Here is a 15,860-nt window from a genome sequence, read left to right as displayed (position 1 = left end):
CCTATCTATTCACTTTTTAAGTGGATTTCATTATCTTTGACAAAAATAGATCCACTCATTAAAGATTTTACTTTTTTTTGCAAATTTTTAATTTCTAGCATGGTATTTGGATGAGCATTATCCAAAACAGTGATCTCACCCTCACCACGGGTGAGAAGCATAGTTTCCAAACGCCTTAGTTCTGCGTTCAGTTCATTGATTTCATCAATTAATTTTTCGTACTGGAACATTAAAGCATTATAGGTATTTAAGGCTTTTTCATCTAAGGAGTCTTGATTTATTTCAAAGATTTCAAGTTGTCTTTTGAGCTGATTTCCTTTCGTTAAGGCTTCGCTAAACTGAGATTTTATGACCGTTAATTCTTCTGTTACTTTTTTTCGGCTAAAGCCGGATACTTTTACTTGGGTTTCTTTTTCAAATCGATTTCCAATAGAGCCAGCCATCACCCGATGAGTTGCATCGATGGTTCCGCCAATAATGCGACCATTCTCCAAAGAGGTGATAAAGTTAGCTTTTAGATGACTATCAATAGCATATAAACCTACATTAATATCATCACCTGCTTCTACAGATGCTTCGCGAACAAATTTGGCATAAACATTTCTTCCCGCCTTTATTTTTGCCACACCTTTACCGTTAATACCGCCTAATATGGCGATATCTCCGGATTCTGAATGAATGAGATCGACAGCTCCGACTCCTATGTCACCCTTAATAAGAATATCTTTCTGTGCAACCACTGTAAACTTATCTTCGACGGTTCCGTCTATGGTTACATGGCCGTTAAAGCGAATATTTCCTGTTTTATAATTAACATCTCCCGAAATAAACAGATGATCTTCAACGGTGATTTTACCTTGACGAAACCGGACGGCACCTTCTATTTTTGCTTTAAGTTCGGTGATACCGTCAGACTCAACCGCATCAATGGCTTTTTTGTCGAATTTAAGAGGGAAATCTCTTCCTTTTTTTGCAGGAATAGGATTTCCGAAGACCGTTTTTCCGGGCGTTCCGTCTGTTGCATGGATTTTTTCGCCAACCCAATCTCCCTTTTGGACACAATCTAAAAGATGAATTTCATAATGATCTACATTCCCGTCTTTTTTCACTTGCGGCTTCTTTTCGCCTAGTTCATAATAGGTTACTTTGGCATCTTCTCCAGGAACAGAATCAATACCATAGGCAACAACGACGGTTTCCATGGGTTTTAAGGATTCTATTGCTTCCTTTTGAATACCAACACTAATGCTTTTCTCTTCCAGTAATCGAAAAGCTTGTGAAAGGATTTCCTCTTGGTTAGCTTCTTCAAACTGTGATTTAGTAAGATTTAAGGTCATGTGGCATTTCATTTCATCCTTGGAAACTGTTAAATCAATTAAAGGCTTAAAGTCGCCGATCAAAGATTGGTGTCCAGGTGCTTCAAAAGCTTCTTTTAGGCCCTTAAAGTTACTTACTTTTACTCTTGGGTTTTCTTTGGTTACAGCGTCAAAAGAAGCCATTTTTGCGTCTTTATCGATCACGGTAAGATAAAGTTGTTGAGTGGATTCGTCAACATCTAGCTGAAGAATCTGATTTTCATATACTTTTTTCATTACATAAACACCTCTTTTGAAATGGTTTCAAATATCTACTCAATCTACACAGAATGATCATTAAAAGACCTTTGTTCATTTTATCGAACATGAGAAGGAATGCCAAGAAGATTATGACAATTTCGGTTTTTTAGTCTAAAAATGCATACAAAGTACTATATTTCCGAAACAGGAATTTGGATTTCTGTTAAAAATTCATTTTCATCAGCCGTGGTATGGATGTCGAGGCGATAGATCTCCATGGCTTTTCCGGCAATGCGATATTTATTGGAGTGAATATCAGCAACGACTTTCTCAAACGCTTCTTGGCTTTGGGAATAGGGGCCTTGATACATAAAACAGGCAAAAGTACCTTCTTTAATCATACGGTGCCATGTTTTTGCTTGATCCTGAACAAAGAAAAAAGCAGTATGATAAGAAGTGTAATTGTGGGCTTGGAAGCTTGTGTCATCAATAAAAACACCCATATCTTGATTACCCACTAAGGAAAGTGTTTCGTCATCGGTTTTTTCCAGTTCTCTAAAGGCCAAGTCGATAGCTTCATCCTGAGCGAGAAAACCATCGACAAAAATGATTTTGCGAGCGTCAATTTTTTGGTAATGAATCCTGTTAAGAAGTTGGAAGGATTTCAGTTTTTTTAAGTCAGTTAACTTTTGATGGAGTTTCTTTTGAAGTAATTCTAAGGGCTTGATTTTACTTTGAATAATCTTTATTTCTTTTTCCAGCATAGAAATAGAATGAGTTAAGGTCCTGTTTTCAATGTAACTTTTGATTTGAGGAATCGAAAAGTCAAGTTTACGTAAATCTTTAATAATATTAAGTCTCCAAATGTCGTTGAGGGTATAGACCCGATAGCCGTTTGGTTTTCGGGTTGGATGTAGCAATCCTTTTTTTTCATAATATCGCAAAGAATCAGGTCCTAATTGATATAGCTGACATATTTCTCCAATAGAGTACTCTTTTTTCATATTTCCTCCTTGACCTTGGTATAATACTAGGGTTTATGATGAGTATATTCTATATTTTATCACACTTTGAGAGGAAGCGAAAAATGTCAGTAAAGAAAAAGTTTTTTCAGTATTTAGTACCATCAGTTAGTGCTATGTGGTTTTTTTCTATCTATACGATGGTAGACGGGATGTTTGTGGGAAGAGGCGTTGGTGATCAGGCTCTGGCCGCCGTTAACTTAGCAATGCCTTTTGTGAATACGGTATTTGCTATTGCACTGCTAATTGCTGTAGGCGCATCTACCTGGATTACTTACTATATGGGACAGGGCAATACGGAAAAAGGCAATCATTTGTTCAGTGTGACGGTTTTTATTGTTGCCGGCATTGGCATTCTTATCACCAGTTTGTCTCTTTACTTTTTAGATCCACTGGTAACATTTTTAGGAGCAACAGAAGAAACCTATGGATATGTAAAAGATTATCTAGGGATTGTTATTAGTTTCAGTACGTTTTTTATGGTTGCCTATACCTTGGAAGTGTTGGTCAAGGCAGATGGTTTTCCGTCATTATCCATCACCTATGTTACGTTGGCGGCGTTTATTAACATCGTATTTGACTATTTGCTTGTTATTCGACTAGGAATGGGAATTAAGGGAGCTGCCTATGCAACAGGACTTGCACAGTTTTTATCATGTATAGCTTTTTTAATTCATTTTATTAGACAGAAAGGTTCTTTAAAGTTTATAAAGCCTGTCTTCTTATGGAGTGACATTAAGGGGATTTTACGGGTTGGGTTTCCGGAGTCATTAACAGAGTTATCCATTGGATTTACAACTTTTGCATTTAATTTCGTTATTATTCGTTGGATTGGCCCTCATGGTATTGCCGCTTTTGGGGTACTTATGTACCTTAACAATCTGGTCATGATGACGATGATAGGCATCAACCAGGGAATGCAACCATTGGTCAGCTACTTTAATGGTAAAAATGACCAGGAAAGTATTCGAGAAATTACGATGTTATCCTTTAAGACTGTTTTAGTCTTTTCCCTACTATTCTTTTTTATCTCTCAGCAATTGAATGAATATGTAGTGAGATTATTTATTAGCCCGGAACACGAAACATCCTATCAATTATCGGTTTCAGCATTGAAGTGGTTTGGGTTTGGATTTCTGGTGACCGGATTGAATGTGTTTATTTCTGGATTGATGACAGCCCTTAAACAAAGTCAAAAAGCGTCGACAATTTCATTTTTAAGAGGATATGTATTGGTAGTAGTAGTGCTGTTGCTGATACCTGGCGTATTAGGGAGTCATGCTATATGGATTGCCCCGGTTATTTATGAATTAATGACCTTAATAATTGCCGGCACCATGCTGTTTAACATGAGGCGAGTTGGAATTTTATAGAAAGGAAAAGTAATAACAGGTGAATAACGCTGTTTCACGACTATTGTCAGTACCAAAAAGAGGATCGGTTAACCCCGATCCTCAAAAATAATGGAATGTTTTTCTAGCAGATCCATTAAAAGAGATTGATCTTCAATGTATACACTTTGAACAGAAAATTTTTCTAATTGTTGAAAGTCTTGGATGGACTCAACACCTCTTATTCTTAATCGAAACAAGCGAAGTACTTTCAGGTTTTCTAAATGAGATAATTCTTCTAAAGCAAATTCATTGGTTGCACCAAGACTTAATTCTTCAACGGATACGGGAATATCTAAATCAGCTATTTTTTCATAGTGCTGAGGAGAACGCACACCTTGAAGATATAAATTGATTAAATTTGGAAAGGCTTGAAAAGAACTTATTTTTCCTCTGTCGGGATAGGTGATTTCCAGATTTTTAACGGTTTCCATTGTTTCAATACTGTCTAAACGACTGAGGTCTCCGTCGGCAATCACCAGCCTTTCTAATGTTGGGAGTTTTGATATAGGTGAAAAATCATGGATGATAGAAGCATTATAGAAGCCAACTTCTTCTAGTCCAGTAAAGTATTCTAATCCTTCCAGGCTTGACACCTTGTGACGATAAGGAAGATAGAAACTGTCTATTTGTGCTAGATCTTCTTTTGTAATAGGATGAGACAGATTGAATTCATGACGAATAAATCGATCAAATTCATGATCTTTCAATAATCTTTCCTGGTAATGTGCATAATCATAAGCAATAAAAAGTGCCAGCACCAACAGTACCACAGATGCCTGGCGCAGAGATGACAAACTTCTTAATCGTAAACGATCATAAACTAAAAAAAGACCTACAGTAACAAAAAAAACAATGTAATTATAAAAGAAAATACCAAGGCGATAAAGAAAGTAGTTGATGATTAGGACGAAGCAGAAAATAAGGAGTCCACAGGAAGCTCGGTCAACTGTCTTTTTTTGATGAATTTGAAAAAGAATACTAATTCCACTGGTGATAAACAGCAGGATAGGATCTAGCGGAAAATCTCCTGTGGGTGAAATAAATAAATAATATCCATTTAGATGCAAAATCAGTAAAGAAGCCCAAGCAAGAAGGATAAAGTGAAATTCGAATTTTTCTAATGTAGTTTTCAAAAGAGTAAACATTTTTTTCATAATGATGTCTCCTTGAGATATTAATGTTGATAAACAGGATTTTCAATGTTTAGTAAAATATGAGCGGGCATGAAAAAAAAGATACTGCTGTGCAAATCCGGCATCATCTCCAAAAAGATGAAGAGCATCTTTTTGAAGTTGAAGGTCACTTTGTTTTCCGGAGGGATTATAAAAATGCATCATCGCTCGTCGAACCCAGACATCGATCGGAAAAACATCTCGCTGTGGTGTTCCGAATAGTTGAATGCAAGAAGCGACTTTAGGACCTATACCAGGAATCTTTTGAAGAGAGCGTGAGGTTGTCAGTGTTGAATCCTTGCCTTTTAGGTGAAGAATTTCATTCACTTCCTGATAAAAAAGATGCCAGGATGCCACCGCACTAACCAAGTAGGGTGCGCGGTAACCAACATTGAGTTCTCGCCAATCTTTTTCTGTCAACTGTTTAAGGGAGGCGGGTTTAGGGAAGCTAAACCATTGTCCTGGTAAGGAAGAGGCAAGCTTTTCGCCGAAGAGTTGACTGATTGATTCGATGATTTGGCTAATTCGCGATATATTATTATTGGAAGATATGATAAAAGAAATAAAGATTTCCCATAAATCTTGATGGAAAACATGAATTCCATTTCCGCTGGAAATCGCCGTTTTGATCCAAGGGGCTTTATGGATGAGTCTTTTTTGAATCGCGTCGTAATTGGTATAGAGGTCAAAATAATGGGCCCAAAAGCTTTGAAACTCTGATAAAGATGTACCCTTTAATAGGATTTTTTGGTTTTCAGATCGTACATTTAATACCCTGCTGGAAACAACGCCAGTATAAGAACCATCAGGCTGGCGCTGCCATCGAAAGCATTGGCCGCACTCAAAAGATTTATAGGGGTCGAAGCCTTTCGCGTTGAGAATGAGTCCGTTTTTATTTACTTCAACAATGGGATTATTTTGCATATAAAGTTCACAAACCTTTCGGATGAATAAAAATAAGTTTGAAATAATCTCATTTTAGCATAACTGTTTCTAAGAAAATAAGCAAGAGAACAAAAAAGCTTGCGGGGAGCATACACAATAGGTGCTCTCCACAAGCTTTTTTTTAGAAAGAATGCTCTTGTCCGTTAATAATAGCATGCTCATTTTCATCGAGCGGTATAACCAGACAGCGTTGGCCATTGATTTCTTGAGAAGTAATGGCAGAGGCTTTTTCAGGGTTAACATGAAGAACGACATCCTCTTCATTTGATTGAGGTATCGTGTTTTCTAGCTTTTCCTGCAAAGTAATCACTTGTTTTTGTAGCTTAAGTTCTTTTTCTCGTTGTTCAGTTGCTTTGGCTATTTTGGAATCAATAAGGTTTTGGGCAATGGGAAAATCTTCTTCAAAACACTGCTGATAAGAGGTTTCAATTTTAGGAATCACATCTTCAGGGAGATCACTATCAATCAACAATTGCTTTATTTCTTTGCTAGATAAGCGTAAAGGTTCTTCCTTTCCACCATCAAATAATGTTTCGTGTTCTTCCACCATATGTTCCAGAGCACTATGAATTTCTAATAAGGCGTTTTCGCCTATTTCTTCATTCGGTCCCATTGAGTCCTTGACGATCATTTGAAAAGATTCCTTTTGAATTGCGGCGGTTTGTTTCGGAGTGCAACCCAATACTTCTTCCATCATTGATAGATGAGGATTTTTGGGGTTTTTAGTGTAATACATAATCGCATTCACATCTGCACTTCGATTAATAAAAGCAGGAAAAACAAACCCGATGGTTGGTTTCTCGACAACCCAATCGCGGATACGAGCTTTAATCTTTTGCTCTTCTTCAAAATATCGAAGGCCAGGCTTGCTTAATGAAACAGGACAGATGGCACACAAAATGTATTCATATACTTCTTCGGACTCGTCTAATTTGGAGCGGTCAGAAGTTTTGGTGATCACATCATAAGCATCATGGAAAAGTAAAATTAAATAGTTTCCTTCCTGAGGAAATTCGTCAATGATGGATTGATAAAGAGAGTCCAATAGTTCGTCATCTCTTAGTTGACTCTTTTTTAATTGATAGAAAAAGGTCTGTTTTGGATTTTCCAAGTTTTCATCTAAAGGAAATTGTAATTCCAACAGATGATTATCTACTGTGCCAGAAAACACTTTTCGGACAATATCCATATACTTAAAAGCGTCATCTTCTTCCAGATTGAGAAAACTTTCTCTAAATTGAAGTATTTTATGTTTTTCACTATTGACGTAACATCCACATACTTTTGTAAAAGTGCACTCATCTTTTTTATATCTTTTCTTCAGCTCAAGAATATCTTGTTTTTGCATTGTAAAGCTCCTTTTTTAACGGATAAGATTTTAAGACAACGAACCTATTATAGCATATTTTTGTAGCGAAGAAATCCTATGCTAGTCAAAAAGCGTGGTGGATGTTTAGGGTCAGCAAAAGTTTTCAAGTTTTTCGATGTCAAGAATTTGAATGCATTTACGATTGAAAGAAATAATCCCTTCTTTTTCCATGTTTTTTAGTTCTCTGGATAGGGTAGTTCTCGAAACATTCAAATGTTCAGCTAATGTTTTTTTTGAAAATATCATTTGAATGCAGGAACGGTGTTGTTCATTATATTGATCGATTAAATACCAGGCAATTTTAGAGGAGACAGAGTTTATGGAAAGAATATCGATGGATTTATTCAGCATAAGAACCCGGTTAGATACGGATTGTAAAAAGCTTGCCATGATTGGTTCATTCCGGGTAAAAAGAGCAAGAAGATTTTGGCGGTTGATCAGAAGTAGTCTTGATTTTTCGCTGGCAATAATATTGGATGGATAGCGCTGAATATCAGCAAAGATAGATGCGTCAGCGATAAGATCAGGAGCAAATCTGCGATTAACGGTAACGGTTTTGCCGCAGGAAAAAATCTTCTGGACGTCTACGGCTCCCTCCAGAAGAATCCCCAGAGTATCGGCCCTTTGATGAGGGCTGAAAATCACTTCGTTTTTTTCATAGATGCGAACCCGATATTCAACGGCTGATAAAAGCTCCATCATCTCATCCTCCGTCAAATGCTGAAAGAGGACACAGCCGCCAAGGCCTGAGAGCATTTTTTCCATATTATCACTCTTTTCTGTAGTAAAGAATTCTTCTTTCTTCAAGAAGAATTGTCTTCCAAAATGAAAGACATAATTTTAGCAAAAGCAAATGAGAAAAGTTCTCAAAGTGTATCCCTGGATACATTTTTTTTGTACATTTCCTGTTATGATATACCTATTATAAACAATAATGATAATTGATGTCAATTGATGTAGGCGTATTAAGGAGGATAATAGATGTATAGTGTGGGAATCGATATAGGATATTCTGCCTTTAAGGGGGTCCTGATTAATGAAGATCTGGAGATACTGAAAAGCAGCTATGTATTGCATAAAGGAAGAACAAAAGAAGTGGCAGAGGACTTCATTGACGCTTTAACAGAAAAATATCCAGGAAAAATACATTTTGGCGGGGCAACCGGTCAAAGCGTTAAAGCACTGGTAAACTCCGGCGGCATCTGTGGAATGAATGAAGTAACTGCTTTGGTGGAAGGCAGCCGAATCACCGATGGACGGGCTCAATCCATCATCGAAATTGGAGGACAAAGCTCAAAATACATTACCAGACTGCAGGAAAAAGCTTCAGGACTAACCATCTCCATCAACAGCAACTGTTCTGCCGGTACCGGTTCTTTCCTGGAAGAACAGGTGTCCCGGCTGGGGATGAAACTGGAAGACTACGCCCCTCTGGCAGAAAAAGCAACGGAAATCCCAAGGATTGCAGGCCGATGCAGCGTTTTTGCCAAAACAGATATCATTCACCACCAACAGGAAGGACAGTCGATTAACAATATTTTAAGAGGGCTTGCCTATGCGCTGGTGAAAAACTATCGTGCCAATGTCATCAAAAAGCATCCTGTCCAAAAGCCGATCCTGGTGACTGGAGGCGTCGGAAAGAATCAGGCCATATTGGAAGCCCTGAAATCCGTATTAAAGCTTGAATCCGATGATATGATTCTTCTGGAAAATAGCGGAATCATTTCGGCTCTGGGAGCTGCAAGCCTGGGGCTAAAGGAAAAAGCTCATTTAGATCTGAAAATACTGCGTTCGGCTACAGCCAACATCCACCGGGAAGAGCAGGCAGCGGATGGCGTAAAGTTCTCGCCGCTGGGATCTTACGGTAAAGCTGATAGTAAGAACAAACATCTCAGTCATTCCCCGGGCCGGAACCAGCCCCTTACTGGTTTTCTGGGGATGGACATCGGTTCCACCAGCACCAATGTGATATTCATGGATGAGCAGCAGCGGGTTATCAGTCATCAATACCTGAGAACCAAAGGTGACCCTATTGCCGCTGTAAACCAGGGAATCGAATTGATTAAAAAAGAAGTGAGCGGCCCCCTCCGGATACGAGGCGCTGGCGCTACCGGCTCCGGAAGACATCTGGCAGGAAAGCACGTGGGAACTGATACCATCGTAGACGAAATCACAGCACAGGCCAAAGCGGCACACAGTATAGACCCGGAAGTGGATACCATTATTGAAATCGGAGGGCAGGATTCCAAGTTTATCAAAATGGATAAAGGCGCTGTGGTGGACTTTGAAATGAATAAAATCTGTGCCGCCGGAACGGGTTCTTTTATCGAAGAGCAGTCTAAAAAATTGGACATCCCCATGGAAGCATTCGGAGATTTAGCTATCTCCGCAGAAAGTCCGGTGGATCTGGGAGATCGGTGCACGGTTTTTATTGAAAGCAATATTGCAGGAGCTCTCAGTCGAGGCGAAGAAATGGCGGATATCGCTGCCGGCTTATCCTATTCCATCGCCAATAACTATCTTAATAAAGTGGTGGGGCGAAAAACTATGGGAAAGAAAATTTTTTTCCAGGGAGGCGTGGCTTATAATCAGGCTGTAGTGAACGCTTTTCGTTCCATACTGGGAAAAACGATTGAGGTTCCACCGTTTTTCAGTGTGACAGGAGCTTACGGAGCGGCAATTCTGGCTCAGGAAAGAATGGGAAGAGCCTTTGATACAGAAGAAAATAATTCGGTGCATCCAAAGCAACAGGGAGTGTTTCAGGAAGTAGAGCGTTATTATTTGGAAGGCTACAACTCGGAGAGAAATCCCCGCCAGAAGACAGTAGGCATTCCCAGAGTGCTGTTTCTGCATAAACTCTTCCCTCTCTTCAACACCTATTTCAGGGAACTGGGGCTGAATGTAGTGCTTTCTGACAAAAGCGATGAAAAAACTGTGGAACGAAGCCAGGAACACTCCATAGAGGAAACTTGCTATCCGGTTAAACTGATTAACGGTCATGTGGCAGAATTGATGGAACAAAACGTGGATTACCTGTTTCTGCCTTCCCTTCACACCATGGCGCATCCTGTCTCCCAAACAAGACAGAATTATGGCTGCGTATATATGCAGTGCATCCCTAAACTGGTAGAAAAGATGATGGAACCGGAGAAAAAAGGCATAACCCTTCTGACACCGGAGCTTTCTTTTGATTTTGGCAAGCGGCATATGATGAAGGTGTTGATGGAGCTAGGAGAAAAGCTGGGAAAAAACAAAATCCAGACAAGTGCGGCCTTAGCCAAAGGGATGATGCATTTTAAATCCTTTGAAAAAAAGGTAGAAGAGCTTGGTGAGAAGACTGTGAGGGAACTGAAAGATCAGGAAAAAGCCTTTGTTATTGTCACCAGAGCCTACGGAATTACAGATCCGGTTTTGAACATGGGGATTCCTGAAAAGCTGGAAGCCATGGGCCACAAAGTGCTAACCCTATCCAACCTGCCTGCCCATGATTATGATACATCTGAGGAATACCCAAATATGTACTGGCCCTTTGGCCAGCATATTCTGTCCGGGATTCGGATCATTAAAGAGCATCCCAACCTGTATCCTATCTACCTGACCAATCATGGCTGTGGACCGGATACAGCATTGGTACACCTGGTAAAAGCTGAAATGGGAGAGAAACCCTACCTGCACCTGGAGGTAGACGAACATTGCTCGACGGTGGGGGTCATAACCCGTCTGGAAGCTTTCATTAATGCTCTGAAATCTGAAAAAACAGAGTCTGAAAAGGCGTTGAGTCTGAAAGAATATGGAACGAACCGAGAGAAGACTTCCCTCAATATGAAAATGTCTTTTGGAGAGCTGGATAAAGAAACAGAATGGTATATCCCCTATATGGACAGCTACAGCCATTTATTAGCGAAGTTCCTTCAGCAGAAAGGATATCACATAAAAGTACTCCCCAAAACCAGCAAAAGAACCCTGGATATTGGCCGGAAAAAGACGCTGACGAAGGAATATCTATCCTTTACCGCCCTGTTGGGTGATGTGCTGGCAAAGGCCAGGGAGACAGACGGGGAAAAGTCGCAGATAGGCTTTGTCATCCCCACTACTGAAGGAGCGGAAGCGGGAGGACAGTACCATCAGCTGATCAGAGAAAAGCTGAATAGCGAAGGTTTTGAAGATTTGAAGGTGTTGGCACCTTTTGTAGAAGACCTGATCAAAGAAAAACCAATTATAGATGACCTCTTCCTGCTGATGTTGGCCGGAGATCTGGTTCACCTGGCACCTGAAAACAGGAAGCGTGAGTATGAGAACACTTTCCTTTATTTAATCCGTAATAAAAGCCTGAGCATGGATAAACTGGAAAATGTGGCAGCTGAAATCAGAAGCCTGCATCAGAAGGAGCACAGCCGGAAAACCTTAAGACTTGTGGGTGAAACGGGAATATTATTTAACCCGCTGCTAAACAATGATTTAAGCAAAGTAGTTGAAAAGAAAGGCATCCGCCTGCGCTGCCAGCCACTTAGCGAAAGCCTCTGGTTTCTATGGAAAGACTTTCTTGCTCAGGGAATCAATAAAAATCAGCATTCAGCCCATCAAGAACTGAAGAAACTGGAAGCATACATTAAGCGAATTCATCTCGTTCTTAAAGAAGAAAGCCCCTTTGAGGAACAACCAGAAGCATTGCTGCAACGAGCAAACAGCAGTCTTAAATATTTTGCAGGAGGCAATGGTCGCTATCGGATTGCAAAAGCTTCCGGCGGAGTCGGAGATGATATGGGAATGTTAATAATTGCATCCATGTACGAGAATACGGATACCATCCTGACGATCCTGCAGGAGGAAGAACTTCTAAAAAACAATACGCCCCCTTTGCATATGACCTTTGATGGGGACGAAAACGAGACAGACAAATCAAAGCTGGGATCTTTTATCTACTATAGGCTGAAGGAGCAGGAAGAGGAGGAGCAAAAGAAGCGGAAGAAAGATGAAATGAAGCAGAAGGAAGACGAAAGGAAGGGTGCCTAGGATGATTCTAAAAAACCTGTCAAAATGCTTTGCAGATTTGAAGGTGCTGGAGGACTTCCATCTGGAGATAAAAGAAAAGGAAATCACCTGCATTCTGGGACCATCCGGCTGCGGGAAATCAACCCTGTTGAACATGATTTCCGGCATCACAACGCCAGATCAGGGAGAAATTGTCGGTAAGAAGGAGAGAATTGGCTATGTCTTTCAGGAAGACCGTCTGTTACCCTGGAAAACGCTGGAAGAAAATATCCGGATGGTAAAAAAGAAAGGACATCCATCAGAAATAAGAGATCTGATTGAAATGGTGGGGCTGAAAAACTTCGAAAAAAGTTATCCGCATCAGCTAAGTGGAGGAATGCGGCAACGATGCGCCATAGCCAGAGCCTACCATTATCAGTCTGAGATGCTTCTGATGGATGAGCCCTTTAAATCTCTGGATTACGACCTTCGGATGAACATGGTGAAAATGTTGCAGGATCTATGGACAAAATGGGGAAACACGGTGGTCTTTGTCACCCATGAAATTGATGAAGCTCTTCTTTTAGGCAGCCGGATCATTCTTCTGAGAAAAAACCCCTGCACTGTAGATCAAGTGATTGAAATCAAAACACCTCAAAGTCAGAGGACTCTTACGGACAATGATTTGGTAAGGGCCAGAGAAATCATTATTGACGGAATGACAAATAAAAAGAAAAGGACGTGTCATCATGAAAAAAGTGCTAATGATCGTATTAATAATGGTATTAACGATAAGCTCCTTTGCTGCTTGCAGTAACAATAACCAGGTAGCGGAAGATCAGGAAATAGTAACGGGTATTCAGGAAGAAGCCGCAGAAGAGCCGAAAGAAGCAGAAAAAATCAGTGTGAAAGTGGCAGCTCCCACTGGTGCGCCCACACTGAGCATGATCAGAATGTTTAAGGAGCAGCCTTCTTTTGGGAATCATGTAAACGTTCAGTACGAATCTGTACAGTCTCCGGACCTGATGGCCTCTCGAATCCTATCCGGAGAAGTGGATATTGCCGTTGTCCCCACAAATCTGGCGGTTTCTCTGTACCACCAGGGAGCTGATTTTCAGCTGGCGGCCTCCAGCGTATGGGGAGTTCTCTACATGGTTGGCAGCGAAGAAATTGATCAATGGGAGGATCTGAAAGGAAAAGACATTCATACTTTGGGTCGCGGCCTTACTCCGGACATCATACTGAGGCACGTACTGTCCGGAAACGGAATTGATCCGGAGCAGGATGTAAACCTGCATTACATGGGTGGAGCAACAGAGTTGGCTCCGGCATTTATTGCCGAACAAATTGACTTGGCAGTCATTCCTGAACCAGCACTGACTAATATATTAATGAACCGTGAAGATGCAGTGGTTCTATACGACCTGCAAGAGGAATGGAGCCGTCTGAATGAAGGAAATAGTTCTTATCCTCAGGCATCACTGATTATCAGCAGAGATTTGATCGATAATCAAAGAGAATTTGTAGATGCCTTCCTGGAAGAGTACGAAAGCAGTATCGCCTGGTTGTTTGAAAATCGCGTACTGGCTAGTGAATACAGCGAGGAACTTGAAGTAGGTATGCGAAAAGGTGCAGTGGTTCAGGGGCTTGAACGAATGAACATAGAGTATCAGCATGCATCCGAAGCTAAACCCTCTATTGAAGCTTATATCCGTGTTCTTCTGGAAGCTGCTCCTGATACGGTAGGGGGGAAAGAGCTGGATGACAACTTCTATATGGAAAAATAGCATTAGACTGAAGATGCTTTCGACGGTGATCCTTCTCCTGGTCTGGCAAATGTTGGCCATGGCTGTGGACAGGGAAATCATCATTCCCTCACCGGCCAGCACTCTGGTTGAAATAGTCCGAATCATAACACTGCCAAACTTTTTACTGATTATCATGAACACCCTTCGGCGGGCCGTTATTGGGTTTTTCATCGCACTGACCTGCGGTCTTGGCCTTGGAATTACAGCAGGATATTCAAAAGCCGTCTACCACTTACTCAAACCTCTGGTTTTAATCAATCGGGCGGTACCAACCATGGCCATCATCCTTCTTGCTCTGATATGGCTGGACTCTGAAAAAGCGCCTATTCTGGTGGGTTTTGTAGTTATTTTTCCCATTCTCTATGAAAGCATTGTTCAGGGGATTCGCAATGTGGACGGAAAGCTGATCGAAATGATGAATCTGTATGAAATCCAGGGGTTTCAGCGACTGAAAGATCTCTACCTTCCATCCATGACGTCATACCTGCAAAGTGCCATGACGGCCGCCATGGGTTTGAATCTGAAAATTATAGTAGCGGCAGAGGTTCTGAGTCAGCCGGCGCTTTCCATAGGAACCAGCTTTCAAATAGAAAGAGTTCACCTGAACACGGCAGGAGTATTTGCATGGGCCATCATCACAGTAATATTGGCCGCCGTTTTGGAAGCCTCTATCGGACTGATGAAATTCAAAAAAGCAGACCAAGGATAAGCGGTGAAAAGAGGCAATGTGGACAGCTCTGGATTTTCCCGTCTGCAACCTGATTTTGCAGGGAAAGATAGGGTAGTAACTTAATAGTAATTGATAATTTATATCAACATATATAAACAAGAAGAACAGGAGGATTTTAATGGAACTAATTAAAAACATTGCAAAAGCTAAAGCGGTGAACTTTGATGAAATGGTGAACTGCAAGCCGGGAGAAATTGAAAGCAAGACCTTAGCTCAAGAAAAAGGCGTTGGTATTACCTTGCTGGCCTTTGGAAAAGGAGAAGGAGTAGGTCCTCACACCGCCAACGGAGACGCACTCATCTATGTCCACCAGGGCGTAGCCAGTGTAACTATTGGCGAAGAAACTCAGGAAGCCGTAAAGGGTCAGATGGTGCTGATGCCCTCTGGTATTTCTCATCAGGTGCAGGCGAAGGAAGATATGAAAATGCTTCTGATGGTGGTCAGGAAGGAGAAATAAGATGAAAGTGGTTAAAAACATTGAAGCTTTGTTGCCTCTTTCTATTAATCAAATCATTTCTAACAGCAAAAACACTATTGCCAGCAAGGCAATTTGTACAACGGATCATACAGACATACGTTTTTTTTCTTACGCAAAAGGAGAGAGCATCAGCAAGGAGTTTCAGGAAGAAGACAGCATTATTTATGTGTACCAGGGAAAACTGAAAGTTCTTTATCGACAGAATGAAGAAAAAATCCTAAGTACCGGAGAGATGATGGTGATTCCAAGCAACGTGGAGTATGGCATAGAAGTATTGGAAGATGCAAAAAGTTTCAATATACTGGTGAAATAAAGAGCAACATCGAAAACTCACTCCGATCCTCGGCCAAGAGAAGGGAGTGAGTTTTTAAGTGCGAATAAAAGGACGCTATCATGACTCCTATGCTATAATACG

13 protein-coding genes are annotated in these 15,860 nt (G+C 40.7%); 7 read left to right on the top strand and 6 right to left on the bottom strand.

Annotation, left to right across the window (positions count from 1 at the left end; translation table 11 throughout):
• Positions 1–5: 5 nt before the first annotated feature.
• On the bottom strand, positions 6–1,592 hold the full coding sequence (locus BLV55_RS03680; RefSeq protein WP_093311256.1) for a DUF342 domain-containing protein: 1,587 nt from the start codon (positions 1,590–1,592) through the stop codon (positions 6–8).
• A 155-nt stretch (positions 1,593–1,747) separates the two neighbouring features.
• Positions 1,748–2,560: a MerR family transcriptional regulator gene (locus BLV55_RS03675; protein ID WP_093311254.1), complete on the bottom strand. Its 813-nt coding sequence runs from the start codon at positions 2,558–2,560 to the stop codon at positions 1,748–1,750.
• Between the two features lie 83 nt (positions 2,561–2,643).
• Between BLV55_RS03675 and BLV55_RS03670 the strand changes: the two genes are divergently transcribed.
• The gene (locus BLV55_RS03670) at positions 2,644–3,951 is read left to right on the top strand and encodes an MATE family efflux transporter (RefSeq protein WP_176968242.1); all 1,308 of its coding nucleotides are present in this window, start codon (positions 2,644–2,646) and stop codon (positions 3,949–3,951) included.
• A gap of 68 nt (positions 3,952–4,019) precedes the next feature.
• On the opposite strand, the gene BLV55_RS03665 is transcribed toward BLV55_RS03670, so the two are convergent.
• From BLV55_RS03665 to BLV55_RS03650, 4 genes are all read right to left on the bottom strand, one after another.
• Positions 4,020–5,126, bottom strand: a complete 1,107-nt coding sequence (locus BLV55_RS03665) for a leucine-rich repeat domain-containing protein (RefSeq protein WP_093311249.1) — start codon at positions 5,124–5,126, stop codon at positions 4,020–4,022.
• A 42-nt stretch (positions 5,127–5,168) separates the two neighbouring features.
• Positions 5,169–6,068, bottom strand: a complete 900-nt coding sequence (locus BLV55_RS03660) for a DNA-3-methyladenine glycosylase family protein (RefSeq protein WP_093311247.1) — start codon at positions 6,066–6,068, stop codon at positions 5,169–5,171.
• Positions 6,069–6,210: 142 nt separating this feature from the next.
• Positions 6,211–7,437 carry a DUF4317 domain-containing protein gene (locus BLV55_RS03655; RefSeq protein ID WP_093311244.1) on the bottom strand — a complete coding sequence of 409 codons (1,227 nt, stop codon included), beginning with the start codon at positions 7,435–7,437 and terminating at the stop codon, positions 6,211–6,213.
• Positions 7,438–7,548: 111 nt separating this feature from the next.
• A complete protein-coding gene (locus BLV55_RS03650) occupies positions 7,549–8,223 on the bottom strand; it encodes a Crp/Fnr family transcriptional regulator (protein WP_143033162.1) in 675 nt (224 codons plus the stop codon).
• A 216-nt stretch (positions 8,224–8,439) separates the two neighbouring features.
• On the opposite strand from BLV55_RS03650, the gene BLV55_RS03645 reads away from it, so the two are divergent.
• From BLV55_RS03645 to BLV55_RS03620, 6 genes are all read left to right on the top strand, one after another.
• A complete protein-coding gene (locus tag BLV55_RS03645; protein WP_093311238.1) occupies positions 8,440–12,471 on the top strand; it encodes an acyl-CoA dehydratase activase in 4,032 nt (1,343 codons plus the stop codon).
• Position 12,472: 1 nt separating this feature from the next.
• Positions 12,473–13,246: an ABC transporter ATP-binding protein gene (locus BLV55_RS03640; protein WP_093311235.1), complete on the top strand. Its 774-nt coding sequence runs from the start codon at positions 12,473–12,475 to the stop codon at positions 13,244–13,246.
• Positions 13,179–14,216 (top strand): ABC transporter substrate-binding protein, encoded by a 1,038-nt coding sequence (locus BLV55_RS03635; protein WP_093311231.1) that lies wholly within the window; start codon positions 13,179–13,181, stop codon positions 14,214–14,216. The genes BLV55_RS03640 and BLV55_RS03635 overlap by 68 nt, the downstream gene beginning before the upstream one ends.
• Positions 14,191–14,946, top strand: coding sequence for an ABC transporter permease (locus tag BLV55_RS03630; RefSeq protein WP_093311228.1), 756 nt, complete (start codon positions 14,191–14,193; stop codon positions 14,944–14,946). The genes BLV55_RS03635 and BLV55_RS03630 overlap by 26 nt, the downstream gene beginning before the upstream one ends.
• A 139-nt stretch (positions 14,947–15,085) precedes the next feature.
• On the top strand, positions 15,086–15,424 hold the full coding sequence (locus tag BLV55_RS03625; protein WP_093311225.1) for a cupin domain-containing protein: 339 nt from the start codon (positions 15,086–15,088) through the stop codon (positions 15,422–15,424).
• A gap of 1 nt (position 15,425) precedes the next feature.
• Positions 15,426–15,758, top strand: a complete 333-nt coding sequence (locus tag BLV55_RS03620) for a cupin domain-containing protein (protein ID WP_093311222.1) — start codon at positions 15,426–15,428, stop codon at positions 15,756–15,758.
• The last annotated feature ends 102 nt before the right edge of the window (positions 15,759–15,860 follow it).

The sequence above is a fragment of the Tindallia californiensis genome (assembly GCF_900107405.1).
Lineage (GTDB): Bacteria > Bacillota > Clostridia > Peptostreptococcales > Tindalliaceae > Tindallia > Tindallia californiensis.
The sequence above is the reverse complement of the archived record's forward strand: the minus strand, read 5'-3'. Positions and strand labels throughout refer to the sequence as shown.